Below are 18092 nucleotides of genomic sequence, written 5' to 3' on the forward strand. Positions count from 1 at the left end.
TACGGCGGACGCGCGGGTAAGGTCTGCGGCTGTGAGTGGTACTTCCGCAGCTCTTCAACCGCCGGCCGACGCCGTGAAACCCGTTCGGCACCCCGATGCTCCCGCGCCCGGTGAGCTTCTCGGTGCCCACTACGAACAGTGTTTCGGGTGTGGCGAAGGACAGCCGCACGGGCTGCATCTGGCGGCGCGGGCCGGCGCGGGGGTGACCGTCACGGCCGAGTTCACCGTGCAGCCCGCCCACCAGGGCGCGCCCGGCCTCGCCCACGGCGGTGTGCTGGCCAGCGCGCTCGACGAGACGCTCGGCTCGCTGAACTGGCTGCTGCGGACCATCGCCGTCACGGGCCGGCTGGAGACCGACTTCGTACGGCCCGTTCCGGTCGGCACCACGCTCCATCTGGAGGCCGAGGTGACTGCCGTGGCCCGGCGGAAGATCTACTCGACCGCCACCGGGCGGATCGGCGGTCCCGAAGGGCCGGTCGCCGTCCGCGCCGACGCCCTGTTCGTCGAGGTCGCGGTCGAGCACTTCGTGAACCACGGCCGCGAGGAAGAGATCCGGGCCGCCATGGACGACCCGGACCAGATCCGGCGCACCCGTGCCTTCGAGGTGAACCCGTGACGTCTGCTCCCCTGAACGTCCTGATCCGGCGCGTCGACCCCGACGTACCGCTTCCGGCGTACGAGCACCCCGGTGACGCGGGGGCGGATCTGCGGACCACCGAAGCCTGTGAACTGGCGCCGGGGGAGCGGGCCGTACTGCCCACGGGGGTGTCGATCGCACTGCCCGAGGGGTACGCAGCTTTCGTGCACCCACGTTCTGGTCTTGCCGCCCGGTGCGGAGTCGGGCTCGTGAATGCCCCGGGGACGGTTGATGCCGGGTACCGTGGAGAGATCAAGGTGATCGTGGTGAATCTCGACCCGCGCGAGCGCGTGCGGTTCGAGCGCTTCGACCGGATTGCCCAACTGGTCGTCCAGCAGGTCGAGAGGGTCCGCTTCCAGGAGGTCGCGGAACTTCCCGATTCGGCACGGGCCGCGGGGGGCTTCGGGTCCACCGGCGGGCATGCCGCGGTGGGCGATGCAAGCGGTCAGGCCGCCCTGGGCGGCAGTGTGGGTGGGTATCGATACGCTTCGGTCGTATCCGACCGGGAAGGACAGTGACGTGTTCGGACGTCGCAACAAGAAGGGTGCCGCCGAGGACGCGGCCGGCGAGGCCGAGCAGGTCGTCGACAGTGTCGACACTGAGGCGGACGAAAAGGTAACGGGCGAGCGTGAGCGCGTCCGGCTCGAGCCGGAGCCGCGGCCCGACGGGCCGTGGGACGACTCCGAGGTCCGCGACCCGGCCGAGGGCCGGGTGGACCTGGGCGGCATGTTCGTGCCGGGCGTCGACGGCATGGAACTGCGCGTCGAGGTCGCTGGCGACGCGATCGTCGCGGCGACCGTCGTGCTGCGTGACAGCGCCATCCAGCTGCAGGCCTTCGCAGCCCCCAAGCGCGAGGGCATCTGGGGCGAGGTGCGCGAGGAGATCGGCTCCGGCATCACCCAGCAGGGTGGCATCATCGACGAGGTCGAGGGCCCGCTGGGCTGGGAGCTGCGGGCCCAGGTACCGGTCCAGCTGCCGGACGGCACGGGCGGCTTCCATGTCGTGCGCTTCGTCGGCGTGGACGGTCCCCGCTGGTTCCTGCGCGGGGTGATCTCGGGCCAGGGCGCGGTACAGCCGCAGGCCGCCGGGCTTCTCGAGCAGATCTTCCGCGACACGGTCGTGGTCCGCGGCGAGGGCCCGATGGCGCCCCGCGACCCGATCGTCCTCAAGCTCCCGAACGACGCGCAGATGGTGCCCGAGGGCGTCCAGCAGCAGGAGGAGGAGGGCTCCCGCTTCTCCGGCGGCATGGGCCAGCTGCAGCGCGGACCGGAGATCACGGAGGTCCGCTGACCGTACGGTTCAAAACGGTTCGAAGGGGCCGCACCTCGTAGGGGGTGCGGCCCCTTCGCGTTCGCGGGAGTCTCGTTCACGGGAATCGCCCAGTCGGGAATCCCGAAGTGCTGTGAACCGATTCGGGGGGCTCGTCCGATGAAGGGATGAGGAGGGAGGACGGAGGCTGTGTCTCCCGAGACACGTGAGACACGTCCACGGCGTCAGGGTTGCGTCAAAGGCGCCCACCGCTCCCCTTCTCGTCCCTTTTGTCGGAACTGTTGGCCGTAAGGTCGACGCTGCCTACGCAGCAGTTACTGGAAGACAATGAGGCCATGGCACGCGGCAAGCTTCGGATCTACCTCGGCGCGGCACCGGGTGTGGGCAAGACGTACGCCATGCTGTCCGAGGCCCATCGGCGCGTGGAGCGCGGCACGGACTGCGTGGTGGCGTTCGTGGAGCACCACGACCGCCGGCGCACCCAGGTGATGCTGCACGGCCTGGAGCAGGTGCCGCGCCGCGAGCTGGAGTACCGGGGCGGGACCTTCACCGAGATGGACGTGGACGCGGTCCTCGCCCGCCGCCCCCAGGTCGCCCTGGTGGACGAACTCGCCCACACCAACGTCCCCGGCTCGCGCAACGCCAAGCGCTGGCAGGACGTGGCGGAGCTGATGGCGGCCGGGATCGACGTGGTCTCCACCGTCAACATCCAGCACCTGGAGTCCCTCGGCGACGTGGTGGAGTCCATCACCGGCGTACGGCAGCAGGAGACCGTGCCCGACGAGTTCGTCCGGCGGGCCGACCAGATCGAACTGGTGGACATGTCCCCGCAGGCGCTGCGCCGGCGCATGGCGCACGGCAACATCTACCAGCCGGACAAGGTCGACGCGGCCCTGTCGAACTACTTCCGGCCCGGGAACCTCACCGCGCTGCGCGAGCTGGCTCTGCTGTGGGTCGCCGACCGGGTCGACGCCTATCTGACCGAGTACCGCAGCGAACACCGGGTCTCGGCGATCTGGGGCTCACGGGAGCGGATCGTGGTCGGGCTGACCGGCGGCCCCGAGGGTCGCGCCCTCATCCGGCGGGCCGCGCGGCTCGCGGAGAAGGGCGCAGGCGGCGAGGTGCTCGCCGTGTACATCGCGCGCAGCGACGGGCTGACCTCCGCCTCCCCGAAGGAGCTGGCGGTCCAGCGCACCCTCGTGGAGGACCTGGGCGGCACCTTCCACCATGTCGTCGGCGACGACATCCCGGCCGCGCTGCTCGACTTCGCCCGCGGGGCCAACGCCACCCAGATCGTCCTCGGGTCCTCGCGCCGCAAGACCTGGCAGTACGTCCTCGGGCCCGGCGTCGGCGCGACGGTCGCCCGGGAGTCGGGGCCCGACCTCGACGTGCACATCGTCACCCACGGCGAGGTCGCCAAGGGGCGGGGGCTGCCGGTGGCCCGGGGCGCCCGGCTCGGGCGGGCCCGGATCATCTCCGGCTGGCTGGTCGGTGTGATCGGCCCGGCGGTCCTGGCGGTGCTGCTGAACACCGTCCACCTCGGGCTCGCCAACGACATGCTGCTGTTCCTGGCGGTCACCGTGGCGGCCGCACTGCTCGGCGGACTGCTGCCCGCGCTGGCCTCGGCGGCGCTGGGCTCCCTGCTGCTGAACTACTTCTACACCCCGCCCCTGCACCGCTGGACGATCGCCGACCCCAAGAACATCGTCGCCCTCGTGATCTTCGTCGGGGTCGGGGTGTCGGTGGCCTCGGTGGTGGACCTGGCCGCCAGACGCACCCACCAGGCGGCCCGGCTGAGAGCCGAGTCGGAGATCCTGTCCTACCTCGCGGGCAACGTACTGCGCGGCGAGACCAGCCTGGAGGCGCTCCTGGAGCGGGTGCGGGAGACCTTCGGGATGGAGTCGGCGGCGCTGCTGGAGCGGGCCGACGACCGGGCCCCCTGGAGCTGCGCCGGCCGGGTGGGCCAGGGGCGCCCGGTGGAGCGGCCGGAGGACGCGGACGTGGACGTGCCGGTCGGCGACCGGATGGCGCTGGCGCTCACCGGGCGGGTGCTGCCCGCGGAGGACCGGCGGGTGCTGGCCGCGTTCGCCGCGCAGGCGGTCGTCGTGCTGGACCGGCGGCGCCTGCAGGAGGAGGCCGAGCAGGCCCGGGCGCTGGCCGAGGGCAACCGGATCCGCACCGCCCTGCTGGCCGCCGTCAGCCACGACCTGCGCACCCCGCTCGCCGGGATCAAGGCGGCCGTGTCGAGCCTGAGATCCGACGACGTGGCCTGGTCGGAGGAGGACCGGGCGGAGCTGCTCGAAGGCATCGAGGCGGGCGCGGACCGGCTCGACCACCTGGTGGGCAACCTGCTCGACATGTCCCGCCTCCAGACCGGCACGGTCACCGCGATCATCCGGGAGATCGACCTCGACGAGGTGGTGCCGATGGCGCTCGGCGGGGTTCCCGACCCGGAGGAGAGCGTGGAGCTGGACATCCCGGAGACGCTGCCCATGGTCGCCGTCGACGCCGGGCTGCTCGAGCGGTCGGTGGCCAACCTGGTGGAGAACGCGGTCAAGTACAGCCCCGCCGACCGGCCCGTGCTGGTCTCGGCGAGCGCGATGTCCGACCGGGTCGAGGTACGGGTGGTGGACCGCGGGCCCGGCGTCCCCGACGAGGCCAAGGAGCGGATATTCGAGCCCTTCCAGCGGTACGGTGACGCCCCGCGGGGGGCGGGGGTGGGCCTCGGCCTCGCGGTCGCGCGCGGCTTCGCCGAGGCGATGGGTGGCACCCTCGCCGCCGAGGACACGCCCGGCGGAGGCCTGACCATGGTGCTCACGCTCCGCGCGGCCGGCGGGCGGCCGGACGCCCCCGGCGAGGGCGCCGCGGCCCGTGCCGCGGCGCCGGAACGAACGGCAGAACCGGAAAGGCAGGCTTCATGGTGAGCCCTGCTGGGGGGACCCCCCAGACCGTCACGAGGGTGCTCGTGATCGACGACGAACCGCAGATCGTCCGGGCCCTCGTGATCAACCTCAGGGCGCGCAAGTACGAGGTCGACGCCGCCCACGACGGCGCCACCGCCCTCAGGCTCGCCGCCGCGCGTCATCCGGACGTGGTGGTCCTCGACCTCGGGCTGCCCGACATGGACGGCGTCGAGGTGATCAGGGGGCTGCGTGGCTGGACCCGGGTGCCGATCCTGGTGCTGTCCGCCCGGCACTCCTCGGACGAGAAGGTCGAGGCGCTCGACGCGGGCGCCGACGACTACGTCACCAAGCCCTTCGGCATGGACGAGCTGCTGGCCCGGCTGCGGGCGGCCGTACGGCGGGCCGAACCGGCCGGGGGCGACGAGGACGACGTCCTGGTGGAGACCGACGGCTTCACCGTCGACCTCGCCGCGAAGAAGGTCCAGCGGGCCGGGAAGGACGTACGGCTCACGCCGACCGAGTGGCATCTGCTGGAGGTGCTGGTGCGCAACACCGGGCGACTGGTCAGCCAGAAGCAGCTGCTGCAGGAGGTGTGGGGGCCGTCGTACGGGACGGAGACCAACTATCTGCGGGTGTACATGGCCCAGCTGAGACGGAAGCTGGAGGCGGATCCCTCGCATCCGAAGCACTTCGTCACGGAGCCGGGCATGGGTTACAGATTCGAGCGCTAGTACGGGGGTACGGTCGTGTCGGTGCTCCCCGGTACCCTTCAGTTATGAGTGCTGTGCCTCGTTCCGAAAAGCCGGTGGGCCGATTCCGGCGCATGCTGGACCGGCTCTCCACGTCCCAGGAGGACCTGGAGTCGGAGGAGCTGAGGGAGGACGCGGAGACGGCCGGCTGCGTCCGGATCGGCGACTGCCAGGACCGGCAGATCGTCACCGTTACTGGTACCTTGCGCACGGTCACCCTGCGGCCGCGTGCCGGAGTCCCGGCCCTCGAGGCCGAGCTGTTCGACGGCAGCGCCGCGCTGGACGTGGTGTGGCTCGGGCGGCGCTCCATAGTGGGCATAGAACCGGGACGCAAGCTCATCGCATCGGGCCGGATCTCCATGAGCCGGGGCCGCCGGGTGCTCTTCAACCCGAAGTACGAACTGAGACCCCTCGGTAGGGAGTAGCCGGTGACGTCGCTCGACAAGCCGACCGAAGACACGACCGCGGAGGACACCACCGCGGCCGACGCCCGGGCGGTGACCGAGGCCGCGCTGTTCGAGGCGTTCGGCGGCGTCCGGGGCATGGTCGAGACGGTGGTGCCAGGCCTGCTGTTCGTCACCATCTTCACGATCAACAAGGATCTGCACATGTCCGCGATCGCCGCGCTCGCGGTGTCGCTGGTCCTGGTCGTGATCCGGCTGGTGAGGAAGGACACGGTCAAGCACGCCTTCAGCGGGGTCTTCGGCGTGGCCTTCGGTGTCGTCTTCGCGATGATGACCGGCAACGCCAAGGACTTCTACCTCCCCGGCATGCTCTACACGCTGGGCCTCGCGCTGGCGTACATCATCACGACCCTGTGCGGGGTCCCGCTGATCGGGCTCATGCTCGGCCCCGTCTTCAAGGAGAACCTCTCCTGGCGCACCCGCAACCCGGGCCGCAAGAAGGCGTACGCCAAGGCCAGTTGGGCGTGGGGGCTGATCCTGCTCGCCAAGTGCTCGATCCTCTTCCCGCTGTACTGGTGGGCCAACACCGCACAGCTGGGCTGGGTCCTGGTCGCGCTGAAGATTCCGCCGTTCCTGCTGGCCGTCTGGCTGACCTGGGTGTTCCTGGCGAAGGCGCCCGCGCCGATCGATGTCTTCGCCGAGATGGAGGCGGAGGAGAAGGCGGAAGCGGAGCGTAAGGCTGCCGCTGAGGTGGGTGCCGAGGTAGGTGGTCGGCACCGGCGGGACGGCTAGGCGTCTGGGGGCTGCCGCCCCCAGACCCCCGCTTCGGCCCAAGCTAAAAACTACTCCTCGCGCCGGACCGACAGCAGGTCCTCCAGCTGTTCCTCCCGGGCCTGGGCCGCCACGAACAGCAGTTCGTCGCCGGGTTCCAGGGAGTCCTCGCGGGTCGGGGTCAGGACCCGGGTGCCGCGGATGATGGTGACCAGGGAGGTGTCCTCCGGCCACTCCACGTCGCCGACCTGGGTGCCGGCCAGGGCCGACTCCTCGGGGAGGGTCAGTTCGACGAGGTTGGCGTCGCCGTGGCTGAAGCGGAGCAGCCGGACCAGGTCGCCGACGCTCACCGCCTCCTCGACCAGGGCGGACATCAGCCGCGGGGTGGAGACGGCGACATCGACGCCCCAGGACTCGTTGAACAGCCACTCGTTCTTGGGGTTGTTGACACGGGCGACGACACGCGGAACGCCGTACTCCGTCTTCGCGAGGAGCGAGACGACGAGGTTGACCTTGTCGTCTCCGGTCGCGGCGATCACGACGTTGCAGCGCTGGAGCGCGGCCTCGTCGAGGGAGGTGATCTCGCAGGCGTCGGCCAGCAGCCACTCCGCCTGGGGGACGCGCTCGACCGAGATGGCGGTCGGCGCCTTGTCGACGAGCAGGACCTCGTGGCCGTTCTCCAGCAGCTCGCCCGCGATCGAGCGGCCGACGGCGCCGGCTCCGGCAATGGCGACCCTCATCACTGACCGCCTTCCTGCGGGCCTTCGGAGAACGAGGCCTCGACCTTCTCCACCTCGTCGGTGCGCATCATCACATGCACCAGGTCGCCTTCCTGCAGCACCGTCTGTGAGCTGGGCAGGATCGCCTCGCCGAGGCGGGTCAGGAACGCCACCCGGACCCCGGTCTCCTCCTGGAGCCTGCTGATCTTGTGGCCGACCCAGGAGGGCGCGGCGTGCACCTCGGCGAGCTGGACGCCCCCGGTGGGGTCGCGCCAGAGCGGTTCGGCGCCCGAGGGGAGCAGCCGGCGCAGCATCTGGTCGGCCGTCCAGCGGACGGTGGCGACGGTGGGGATGCCCAGGCGCTGGTAGACCTCGGCACGGCGGGGGTCGTAGATGCGGGCCGCGACGTTCTCGATGCCGAACATCTCGCGGGCCACGCGGGCGGCGATGATGTTGGAGTTGTCACCGCTGGAGACGGCCGCGAAGGCGCCGGCCTCCTCGATGCCCGCCTCGCGCAGGGTGTCCTGGTCGAAGCCCACCCCGGTGACGCGACGGCCGCCGAAACCGGAGCCCAGTCGTCGGAAGGCGGTGGGGTCCTGGTCGATCACGGCGACCGTGTGCCCCTGTTGCTCCAGGGTCTGGGCGAGAGCGGAACCCACTCTGCCGCAGCCCATGATGACGATGTGCACGCCCGTCCTTCCGAGGTCAAGAAATCAGTAGGTTTTTCTGTCTTTGCCTTGAACAGGGTCTCAGACCGTCGACCAAGCTACACATGCGCGGTCCTTGCCGGGCACCCCCGACGCGTGGCCGATTTCCCTCGTGAGGCGGACACAGCACCCCGGCACCAGGCTCACCCCGGGGGAGGGTGGGCGCGCCCCAGTTCGAAGGCTTACGATCCTCTGTTGTGTCCAAACTGACCGACGTGCCCAAACGGATCCTGATCGGGCGCGCACTGCGCAGTGATCGGCTCGGAGAAACGCTCCTGCCGAAGCGCATCGCCCTGCCCGTCTTCGCTTCCGACCCGCTGTCCTCCGTGGCCTACGCGCCCGGGGAGGTGCTGCTGGTCCTCTCCATCGCGGGTGTGTCGGCCTACCACTTCAGTCCGTGGATCGCCCTCGCGGTCGTCGTACTGATGTTCACAGTGGTCGCCTCCTACCGGCAGAACGTCCACGCCTACCCCAGTGGCGGCGGTGACTACGAGGTCGCCACCACCAACCTCGGCGCCAAGGCCGGCCTGACCGTCGCGAGCGCCCTGCTCGTCGACTACGTCCTCACCGTCGCCGTGTCCATCGCCTCCGGCATCGAGAACCTCGGCTCCGCGATCCCCTTCGTGGTCGAGCACAAGGTGGCCTGCGCGGTCGCCGTCGTCGTCCTGCTGACGCTGATGAACCTGCGCGGCGTCAAGGAGTCGGGCAACCTCTTCGCGATCCCGACGTACGTGTTCGTCGCGGGTGTCTTCATCATGATCGCCTGGGGTGCGTTCCGGGGCCTGGTCCTCGACGACCAGATGCGGGCGCCGACCGCCCAGTACACGATCAAGGCCGAGCATCAGGGCCTGGCCGGTTTCGCACTGGTCTTCCTCATGCTGCGGGCCTTCTCCTCCGGCTGTGCCGCGCTCACCGGTGTCGAGGCGATCTCCAACGGCGTCCCGGCCTTTCGCAAGCCCAAGTCGAAGAACGCGGCGACCACGCTGGCCGCGATGGGCCTGCTGGCCGTCACCATGTTCTGCGGCATCATCGTCCTCGCCCTGACCACCGACGTCCGCATGGCCGAGAACCCGGCCACCGACCTGCTGAAGAACGGCGTCGGCGTCGGCGCGGACTATGTCCAGAACCCGGTGATCACCCAGGTCGCCGAGGCCGTCTTCGGCAAGGGCAGCTTCCTCTTCGTCGTGCTCGCGGCGGCCACCGCCCTGGTGCTGTTCCTCGCCGCCAACACCGCCTACAACGGCTTCCCCGTCCTCGGCTCGATCCTCGCCCAGGACCGCTATCTGCCCCGCCAGCTGCACACCCGCGGCGACCGCCTCGCCTTCTCCAACGGCATCGTGCTCCTGGCCGGCGCGGCCTCGCTCCTGATCGTCATCTACGGCGCGGACTCCACGCGCCTGATCCAGCTGTACATCGTCGGCGTGTTCGTGTCCTTCACGCTCAGCCAGACCGGCATGGTCCGGCACTGGAACCGCCACCTGGCCACCGAGACCGACCCGGCCAAGCGCCGCCACATGGTCCGCTCCCGCGCGATCAACACCTTCGGCGCCTTCTTCACCGGCCTGGTCCTGGTCGTCGTACTCGTCACCAAGTTCACCCATGGCGCCTGGGTCGCCCTGCTCGGCATGGTGATCTTCTACGCGACGATGACGGCGATCCGTAAGCACTACGACCGGGTGGCCGAGGAGATCGCGGCCCCCGAGGGCCCGAGCGACGACAGCGTACGGCCGTCCCGCGTGCACTCGGTCGTCCTGATCTCCAAGATCCACCGGCCTACCCTGCGTGCCCTCGCCTACGCCAAGCTGATGCGCTCCGACACCCTGGAGGCGCTGACCGTCAACGTCGACCCGGCCGAGATGAAGGTGCTCCGCGAGGAGTGGGAGCGGCGCGGGATCGACGTACCGCTGAAGGTCCTCGACTCGCCGTACCGCGAGATCACGCGGCCGATCATCGAGTACGTCAAGGGGCTGCGCAAGGAGTCGCCGCGGGACGCGGTGTCGGTGATCATCCCCGAGTACGTGGTCGGTCACTGGTACGAGCACCTGCTGCACAACCAGAGCGCGCTGCGGCTGAAGGGCCGTCTGCTGTTCACCCCGGGCGTCATGGTCACGTCCGTCCCCTACCAGCTGGAGTCCTCCGAGGCGGCCCGCAACCGCGCCCGCAGGCGGCAGGACTGGAACGCCCCGGGGGCGGTGCGGCGGGGGCCCGCGCAGGTGGGGCGGCCCAAGGAGCCGTCCGGCTCGGCCACTTCGGGTTCCAAATCCTCCTCGGACTCCACCCCGGAGTCGTAGGGCTCGCGAGCCCTGCTCCCGCACGGGTTCGTGGTGAACGGCCGGACGACAGCAACGTAGACTGGTGGGCTGTTGTCCGGCCGTTCCTCGTTCGACGTTGTGGAGTCACCCCGCCATGCAGGCAGAACCGAACAAATCGCTGGTGGGGGCCGAGTACGAGGTCGAGATCGGCCCCGTCGCGCACGGCGGCCACTGCATCGCCCGCACCGACTCGGGCCAGGTGCTGTTCGTCCGGCACGCGCTGCCCGGCGAGCAGGTCGTGGCCCGGGTGACCGAGGGCGAGGAGGGCGCGCGGTTCCTTCGCGCGGACGCGGTGGAGATCCTGACCGCCTCCAAGGACCGGGTCAAGGCCCCCTGTGCCTTCTCCGGTCCCGGCGGCTGCGGCGGCTGCGACTGGCAGCACGCCAAGCCGGGCGCCCAGCGCCGGCTCAAGGGCGAGGTGATCGCCGAGCAGCTCCGGCGACTCGCGGGACTCACCCCCGAGGACGTCGGCTGGGACGGCACCGTGATGCCGGCCGAGGGCGACAAGCTGCCCGCCGGGCAGGTGCCGCAGTGGCGTACGCGGGTGCAGTACGCGGTGGACCCGGACGGCGGACACGCGGGTCTGCGCCGGCACCGCTCGCACGAGGTCGAGCCCGTGGACCACTGCATGATCGCGGCTCCCGGCGTCACCGAACTGGGAATCGAGAAGCGGGACTGGAGCGGCATGGCGTCGGTCGAGGCGATCGCGGCGACGGGGTCGCAGGACCGCCAGGTGATCCTGACGCCGCGGCCGGGCGCACGGCTGCCGATCGTGGAACTGGACCGGCCGGTGTCCGTGATGAGGGTCGAGGAGAAGGACGGGGGAGTGCACCGCGTCCATGGGCGCCCCTTCGTGCGCGAGCGCGCGGACGGGCGTACGCACCGCGTGGGCAGCGGCGGCTTCTGGCAGGTGCACCCGCAGGCGGCGGACACACTGGTGACGGCGGTCATGCAGGGTCTGCTGCCGCGCAAGGGCGACATGGCCCTGGACCTGTACTGCGGCGTCGGCCTCTTCGCCGGCGCCCTGGCCGACCGCCTCGGTGAGAAGGGCGCGGTGCTCGGCATCGAGTCCGGCAAGCGCGCGGTGGAGGACGCCCGCCACAACCTGGCGGACTTCGACCGCGTACGCATCGAACAGGGCAAGGTGGAGGCGGTCCTGCCGCGCACCGGCATCACGGAGGTCGACCTGATCGTCCTGGACCCGCCGCGGGCGGGCGCCGGGCGCAAGACGGTCGAGCACATGGTGTCCCTGGGGGCGCGCAAGATCGCCTACGTCGCCTGCGACCCGGCCGCGCTGGCCCGCGACCTGGGGTACTTCGCGGACGGGGGGTACCGGGTGCGGACTCTTCGGGCGTTCGATCTGTTTCCTATGACGCATCATGTGGAGTGCGTGGCGATTCTGGAGCCTGCCGGAAAGAGCTCCTGACCTGCGGTTTTTGGAATCTGTCATCTGCTCGACGCGTTTCCGGGCGTGCAACGTGTGAAGGGTGGCGCTGTCTGTCGGAAACAGCCTGACCTGCGGTTTCAGCAGGGGACGACGATCCCTTCGCTGGCAGCATCAGAGCGATTCCTCCGACTGCTGACGCTCAAATGACGCACATTCTGAAGCCCCATCACCTCGGCCCGGCCGCGTCCACGGAGGCTGCCGGGCGGACGCTTTTGGATGTGGATCCACAACCGGGTAGCGCTATGCTATTTCGAATGCCAAAATGACCTCATGGTTGACGATGCTGACTTCCTCCCAGGAGACGGCCCCAGTAGCGGTATCTCGGTGTCCCTGACTGCCGGCACGCTGCAGGCCATCCGCGAGCGGGTGGGCAGGCGTGGAGTCTCCGCATATCTGGAGCGGGCCGCGCAGCGCCAGATCGAGCGTGACAACCTGGACGAGCTGATTGCGGACTTTGACAAGGTCCACGGCCCGGCCGATCCGGAGGCCGTAGCGGCCAAACGAGCCAAGCTCACCGGATCCCAGCCCGGGGCCGAGGCTGCCGCGTGAGTGGTGCCCTGATCCTGGACAGTGAGGGTTTGGCGAAGGCCGTCCAACGAAACCGAGATGTCCACGAGTGGCTGACGGCCGGCCGCGAGGCGGACCTCCCGGTGATCACGTCGGCTGCGGTGCTGGTCGAGGTTATCCACCCGAGGATCAACGACGCTGCCCTGAAGTGGACTCTGTCCCGCCTGCGCGTCGAGCCGGTCACTCAAGCGATTGCCCAGTCTGCAGCGGCTCTCCTTCGGGCTGCGGGCGCCCATGGCCACAAGTACGCCATCGACGCCATGCTCTGCGCGACGGCCTTGGCTCATCCAGGCCGGGTAACGATTCTGACCTCCGATGTGGAAGACATCGAGATGCTTACTGTGGAGCATCCGCGAGTGGTGGCCGAGAAGGTGTGATTCTCCCAGCACGCACCCCTTGGCGCTCTGGCCGATGTCGGACGCGCGGTGCGCGCGCCTACCTGCGTGGCGCGGAGTTCACGTGGGAAGTCCACAAGGAAGGGCTGACCCTGGGCCCGCCGGACGAGCAGGAATGCCGGCATGCAAGCGATCATCCTGAGTTGTGATGGCGCTGGTGCGAACGGCCCTGCCGTGTTGGTCGTCCTGCTGGTGCGGTTTCTCAACGTCGAGGAGTTGGGCTGTGACGGGGAAGGGTTCTGGAGAAGCAAGGCTGGTTGCGGGGCGGTATCGGTTGACCGGGGTGCTGGGCCGGCAGATGCAGCGGCAACGTCAGGCGCTGGCCGGCGGCGACGAGTGGTATCTGCCGGCCCGGGACAAGGGCCCGGTTCGCCGGTTCGCCCGGGACTGGGTGGACTCGCGGTTCAACGCGGCGGAGTTCTTCCTGCCGCTCGCTGTGGTGATTCTCGCGCTGAGCGTGGCGCCGATACCCGCAACGCAGAACACCTCGCTGCTGCCGGGGCTGATTTTCATCGCGCTGATGGTGCTGGACGCGGCCGTCAGGGGCATCCGCCTCAAGAAGCGGCTCAAGGAGCGCATCCCGGACGAGAACACGCACGGCGCGGTCACCTACGCCCTGACGCGTTCCCTGCAGATGCGCCGGCTCCGGCTGCCGAGGCCGCAGGTCAAGCGCGGAGAGCGGCCCTGAGCGCGCAGACGCTTTCACCGGGTCGGGCAGCGGCTGCGGGTGCTGGTCCAAAGCCGCTGTTGTGATCAGAGCAGGCGTTGGGGGGCCGTGGCCAGGTGGAGGAGGATCGGGGCCCGGCTCGAGGAGAGATATCCCCGGCCGCGTGGCGCGGTGAAGTACTGGTCCGGTTCCAGGGTGATGCTGTGGGCCACGGCGGCGGGACGGCCGGCCGGGGTAAGCAGGAGCCGGTGGCCCGTCGCCAGGATGGTGTTGATCAGGCGGGTGAGTGGGCTGGGGAAGCCGGTGAGCACGGGGGTCGCGTCGGCGCTGAGGACGAGGGCCTGGCGGCCGCGTGCGGAGAGGCGGGCGATGTCGTCCAGCAGGGTGGGCGCGTCGGCGAACCCTTGCTGGGTGGGGAGCACCGTGATGTGGTCCGCGTCGTCGAGTATCAGGGCATAGGGGCCGTCACCGAAGACCTGGGCGGCTTCTCGGAGGTCGGCGTCCTTGTGGGAGATGCCGGTGAGGACGCGTACGCCCGGGTCGTCGGGAAGCAGGCCGGGCAGGGGGGAGCGGGGCGGGGCGACGGCGAGCACGCCGATGCCGGCTCGGCGTAGCGAGTGGGCGAGTGCGGCCGTCGCGGTGGTGCGGCCGGAGCCGGGCGGCCCTGAGAGGAGCAGCATGTGGGCTCCCTCGATGAGGTCGATGCCCACTGTGCTGTGGTGGGGCCCGCCGATGCCGAGGGGGATCCAGGTCGGTGAGGACGGCGACGCGGGCGGCGGCAGTTCGTCGAGCGTGATCCTGGTGGGCAGTGCGGGGAACTCGCGGGGCAGACGGGCGGGGTCGAGGTCGGTGAAGCGGGATGACAGGTCGGCGGGGAGCGCGTCCGGTCGGCAGATCTGTATGTGGCGTCCGCTCGCGGCGTCGATCGCCCGTCCGGGCAGGGCGGGCGGACTGGTCATGCGGGAGGTCAGGTGGGCTCGGCGGGTCTCCTCCTTGGGGAAGGGGAGCAGCAGGCGGCGGGTGTAGTAAGTGGGGAGCTTGTGGTTGAGCATGTCGTGACCCCCGAGCGGCACGATGTGCACCCCGAGCGGAGCGCCGGCCGCGATGATGCCGCGCAGCGCGGTCAGCAGTGAGGTCTCGGTGAAGGCGGGGGCGCCGTGGTCCTCGAAGTGCTCCCAGCCATCGATGACGACCACGATATGTGGCCTGTCCGAGCCCTGGGCGGGGTCACTTGTGGACCGGCGCTGGACCTCTTCGTCCAGCCAGGCGACCAGGCGCCGGATGCGGTCGGGTTCGGCAGGGGAGAAGACACCGCCGCAGTGCGGCAGTTCCGCGAAGTCCGCCAGCCCGGCAGGGTGGTGTTCGATGACGTAGAGATGAGCCCGATCGGGCCGGAACCGGGTGACGAGGCCGTTGATGAGCGTCCGGGCGAAGATGGTGCGGCCCGACTGGGGACCGCCCGCGACCATGAGCCGGTCCGTACCCGCCAGATCGAGGTACTGGGCGGGCTGGGCCTGCTCCGCGGGTTCGTCCGCCAGACCGAAGGGCACGGCTGTGGCGGGCGGCGCGGTGGTCTGACGGCCGGCGAGTTCCTCCGGCGTCAACGCCACGGGCAGGGGCGGCAGCAGGGGCCGGAAGGGGGCGACGAGCCCCCGGCGCCGGGCCGCTCCCTCGATGGCGGCCACCGCCAGCTCCTGGTCGGTGGGCGACTCCACGCGGGTCAGATGTTCGGCCGGACGCGGCGTTCCGAGCTGGTCCCAGCGCAGGGTACGGACGGCGACGGGTTGCGCCGCTCCGGAGGGCGGCGGGGAGCCCAGATAGCCGGACTGGAACACCTGCGGGATGCGCGCCTCGTCGGTGGTGCACAGGATCAGGCCGCGTCCGCGCAGCGAGCCAGGGATGGCAGCGGCGTCGGGCACACCGAGAACCTCGGTGCTGTCGGCGGCCTCGTTCTGCCGCAGGCTGACGCGCAGCGAGATGTTGTTCTTCAGCTCCGGCGACAGCTTCCCCTGCAGGGACTGGGTGGCCAGAACCAGGTGCATGCCCAGCGAACGGCCCTTGGCAGCGACGTTGACCAGTTCCTTGAGGAAGTCCGGTGAGCTCTCAAGGACGCGGGCGAACTCGTCGAAGACCATCACCAGGCGCGGAAGCGGCGGCAGAGTGGTGTCGGTGCGGCGCTTCTTCCAGTACCGGTCGATCTCTCCGTCGTACCGGGCGAGCAGGGACTCGCGGCGGCTGACCTCGGCGCGTACGGAAGCCAGCACCCGGGTCGCGGCGGCGTCATCGAAGATGTCGGCGGGGGTTTCCCCGGTGGAGCGGATCAGGGCGACCACGTGGGGGCAGTGCTGGAAGGGCAGGAAGGCGCTGCCTCCCTTGAAGTCCACGAGCACCAGGTTGAGTTCGTCGGGGCGGTTGGCCAGCAGCAACGAGGTCACCAGGGTCTGCAGCAGAATGCTCTTCCCCGCTCCGGTGGCGCCGCCGAGCATGGTGTGCGGTCCCTGACCGGCCAGATCCACGGCCACCGGGCCTGCGGCGTCCGCGCCGAGCACCACCCGGGTACGCGGTCCTTGCCCGTGCCCCCACAGGGCGAGGACGTCGTCGGCGGTGGGTCTTTCGATGTCGAGCAGATCGAGGAAGCGTACGGAGCCGGGTACGGCGTTGCTCGACGAGCCGAGGGTGAGCCGGTCCCTCATCGGGGCCAGCGCCCGGGCGAGCGGCTCGGCTGCGGCTTCGTCGAGGGTGTGAGGCGTCACGGTAATGGCGTGTTCTTCGGGCGTGCGGGTGAGCCGGAGGGTGGTGCCGGTCATCTCACACAAACCGCGGCACTCGTTCATGCCGCGCCGATCGGCGCACACGAGATAGACACCGACCGACGGCCCGTCTCGCAGCACCTCGTCCAGGCCGGGAAGTTCGCGCAGGGCGAGGGCACCGTCCAGGATGACCACGACCTCGTCGCCGAACTGTGTGCGTGAGTCGCGGGTGCCCTGCTCGCGGCGCGCGCTGACGAGCTGCCGCAGCTCCTTCACCCGCGCGGCGCGCGTCGTGCCGGTGTTGCCGATGACGCACGGAACATCGGCCGCCGGCCCGGCGTCCACGTGCGGCAGCCACCGGGCCCAGGCCAGTCCGTCGTGGCCGTCGGCCGCGATCACCACGATGCGCAGATCGGCCGGCCCGCGCAGGGCGGCCAGCTGCAACACCAGCCAATCCGTCAGCGCCCGCATGTGCCGCCGGGAACCGACCACCCCCAGCACGCCGGTGACCCGCAGGTCCAGTGTGACCGGCGCCTCGTGCAGCAACGGGGGTTCGAAGCCCTCCCACGGTTCGCCGCGCAGATCCACGGACGCCGGCTGATCGGCGGTTCCCACGCGCAGCACCAGTCCGTGCGGCGAGTCCGCTCTCCGGGACCACAAGTCCGGCCGGGCACCCGTGGCCATGCCGGTGATCTTGGCCGGATCGGGTGCCAGGAGCCGACGCACGCGCAGTTCTTCGGCGACGTGGGCGTCGATCTTCTCCTGGGCGGCGGTCTTCGCCGCCGCATGGCCGGCCTCGCGCTGTTGTTGCTGCTTGTCCTGGTTGCTGTCCATGATCAGGTAGCCCACGATGCCCAGGAGGGCGAGGAACACCATCTTCGGTTGGTCCATGACCATGGCCAGGACCAGGGCGCCGAGTATTGGCAGGGCCGTCGCGCACCCTGTGAGGCTCGCGTTGCCCGTCACGGTCTGCTGCACCGGCAACGTCACCTCCGTACGAGGGACCGCCGGGGCCGGGCTGAACGCACGGTCGAAGTCCAGCCGTCCGTCCGCACTGAGCGTGGTCCGCTGGGCGCCGCTCGACACGGGTGTCCACCGCAGCTCGTCGGCACCCACCTGGAGCGTTTTCTGCGGAGTGAGCGCGGCCCGGCGGGTGACCCTTCTGCCGTCGATGAAGGTCCCGTTGGTCGAGCCCCGGTCCACGACGAAGACCCGGCCGTCCGGTGCGACCTCCAGCCGGATGTGCTCGCGGCGGGAGACGTCCGGATCCCGTAAACACACCGCGGCCGTCGAGTTTCTGGCCACGGTATGGGTCCCGGGACCCAGCGCCGCCGTCAGCCCGGCGTCCGGACCGGCTGTCACCCGAAGCACGCCGACCCCCTCGCCGGAGGGGGAGCGGAAGGCCGGCCCCGGCGCCCCCACGCTGATCACCGCTCCGGGCATCAAAGGGCTCTCCGCCAGGCCGGCCTCGGGATCCAGCGGAACCGATCCGACGAAACACCGCCTGTCACCCACGGCCACCGGTAAGGCCGCGAGCAGCGAGGCCGTACTGCTGTCGGGGCCGGCGACCACCTCGACGTCCTGGCGGGTGCCCGCGTCGGCGTCCTGAACGGTCAACCGGAGAATCATGCTCCGCCTCCATGTGGTGTCGGCCGTTCCGGTCTGGTGGACGTGCCCTTCACGAACTCACTGCGGTCTTCCGGACCTGGCCGACTGCCGGCCCTGGGCGCCAGGTCATGGATGGCGAACACCTCGGAGTGGCGCACGCGCCCCGCGATGTGAGCCTCGCGGGGGG

14 protein-coding genes and 1 pseudogene are annotated in these 18092 nt (G+C 70.4%); 12 read left to right on the forward strand and 3 right to left on the reverse strand.

Annotated features, from left to right (window positions below; all coding sequences use genetic code 11):
* Window positions 1–31 precede the first annotated feature (31 nt).
* From ACFPIH_RS11625 to ACFPIH_RS11655, 7 genes are all read left to right on the forward strand, one after another.
* On the forward strand, window positions 32–616 hold the full coding sequence (locus tag ACFPIH_RS11625) for a PaaI family thioesterase (RefSeq protein ID WP_381174045.1): 585 nt from the start codon (window positions 32–34) through the stop codon (window positions 614–616).
* Window positions 613–1155: a dUTP diphosphatase gene (gene dut / locus ACFPIH_RS11630; RefSeq protein ID WP_381174047.1), complete on the forward strand. Its 543-nt coding sequence runs from the start codon at window positions 613–615 to the stop codon at window positions 1153–1155. Before ACFPIH_RS11625 ends, dut begins: the two co-directional genes overlap by 4 nt.
* 1 nt (window position 1156) lies before the next feature.
* Entirely contained in the window at window positions 1157–1927 is a 771-nt protein-coding gene (locus ACFPIH_RS11635; RefSeq protein WP_381174049.1) for a DUF3710 domain-containing protein, read from the forward strand.
* Between the two features lie 314 nt (window positions 1928–2241).
* Window positions 2242–4830, forward strand: coding sequence for a DUF4118 domain-containing protein (locus ACFPIH_RS11640; protein WP_381174051.1), 2589 nt, complete (start codon window positions 2242–2244; stop codon window positions 4828–4830).
* Window positions 4824–5540, forward strand: a complete 717-nt coding sequence (locus ACFPIH_RS11645) for a response regulator (protein WP_381174053.1) — start codon at window positions 4824–4826, stop codon at window positions 5538–5540. Before ACFPIH_RS11640 ends, ACFPIH_RS11645 begins: the two co-directional genes overlap by 7 nt.
* Before the next feature lie 44 nt (window positions 5541–5584).
* The gene (locus tag ACFPIH_RS11650; RefSeq protein WP_381174057.1) at window positions 5585–5983 is read left to right on the forward strand and encodes an OB-fold nucleic acid binding domain-containing protein; all 399 of its coding nucleotides are present in this window, start codon (window positions 5585–5587) and stop codon (window positions 5981–5983) included.
* 3 nt (window positions 5984–5986) lie between these two features.
* Window positions 5987–6754 carry a DUF3159 domain-containing protein gene (locus tag ACFPIH_RS11655; protein WP_381174059.1) on the forward strand — a complete coding sequence of 256 codons (768 nt, stop codon included), beginning with the start codon at window positions 5987–5989 and terminating at the stop codon, window positions 6752–6754.
* 50 nt (window positions 6755–6804) lie between these two features.
* Here the strand turns inward: ACFPIH_RS11655 and ACFPIH_RS11660 are convergent, their stop codons facing one another.
* Together ACFPIH_RS11660 and ACFPIH_RS11665 are read right to left on the reverse strand one after the other, a co-directional pair.
* Window positions 6805–7473: a potassium channel family protein gene (locus ACFPIH_RS11660; RefSeq protein ID WP_381174061.1), complete on the reverse strand. Its 669-nt coding sequence runs from the start codon at window positions 7471–7473 to the stop codon at window positions 6805–6807.
* Window positions 7473–8141 carry a potassium channel family protein gene (locus tag ACFPIH_RS11665; RefSeq protein WP_381174063.1) on the reverse strand — a complete coding sequence of 223 codons (669 nt, stop codon included), beginning with the start codon at window positions 8139–8141 and terminating at the stop codon, window positions 7473–7475. The genes ACFPIH_RS11660 and ACFPIH_RS11665 overlap by 1 nt, the downstream gene beginning before the upstream one ends.
* Before the next feature lie 215 nt (window positions 8142–8356).
* Here ACFPIH_RS11665 and ACFPIH_RS11670 point away from each other — a divergent pair, with 215 nt between their 5' ends.
* From ACFPIH_RS11670 to ACFPIH_RS11690, 5 genes and pseudogenes are all read left to right on the forward strand, one after another.
* On the forward strand, window positions 8357–10450 hold the full coding sequence (locus ACFPIH_RS11670; RefSeq protein ID WP_381174065.1) for an APC family permease: 2094 nt from the start codon (window positions 8357–8359) through the stop codon (window positions 10448–10450).
* Window positions 10451–10565: 115 nt separating this feature from the next.
* Window positions 10566–11897: a class I SAM-dependent RNA methyltransferase gene (locus ACFPIH_RS11675; protein ID WP_381174067.1), complete on the forward strand. Its 1332-nt coding sequence runs from the start codon at window positions 10566–10568 to the stop codon at window positions 11895–11897.
* Window positions 11898–12188: 291 nt separating this feature from the next.
* Entirely contained in the window at window positions 12189–12467 is a 279-nt protein-coding gene (locus ACFPIH_RS11680) for a hypothetical protein (RefSeq protein WP_328779982.1), read from the forward strand.
* Window positions 12464–12862 carry a PIN domain-containing protein gene (locus ACFPIH_RS11685; protein WP_381174069.1) on the forward strand — a complete coding sequence of 133 codons (399 nt, stop codon included), beginning with the start codon at window positions 12464–12466 and terminating at the stop codon, window positions 12860–12862. The genes ACFPIH_RS11680 and ACFPIH_RS11685 overlap by 4 nt, the downstream gene beginning before the upstream one ends.
* Window positions 12863–13178: 316 nt before the next feature.
* Window positions 13179–13568, forward strand: a pseudogene (locus ACFPIH_RS11690) (DUF3043 domain-containing protein); the annotation flags it as partial.
* Between the two features lie 65 nt (window positions 13569–13633).
* Here ACFPIH_RS11690 and ACFPIH_RS11695 read toward each other — a convergent pair.
* Window positions 13634–17926 (reverse strand): FtsK/SpoIIIE domain-containing protein, encoded by a 4293-nt coding sequence (locus tag ACFPIH_RS11695; RefSeq protein WP_381174072.1) that lies wholly within the window; start codon window positions 17924–17926, stop codon window positions 13634–13636.
* Between the last annotated feature and the right edge of the window lie 166 nt (window positions 17927–18092).

The sequence above is a fragment of the Streptomyces vulcanius genome (genome assembly GCF_042653945.1).
Taxonomy (GTDB): Bacteria; Actinomycetota; Actinomycetes; order Streptomycetales; family Streptomycetaceae; genus Streptomyces; species Streptomyces mangrovi.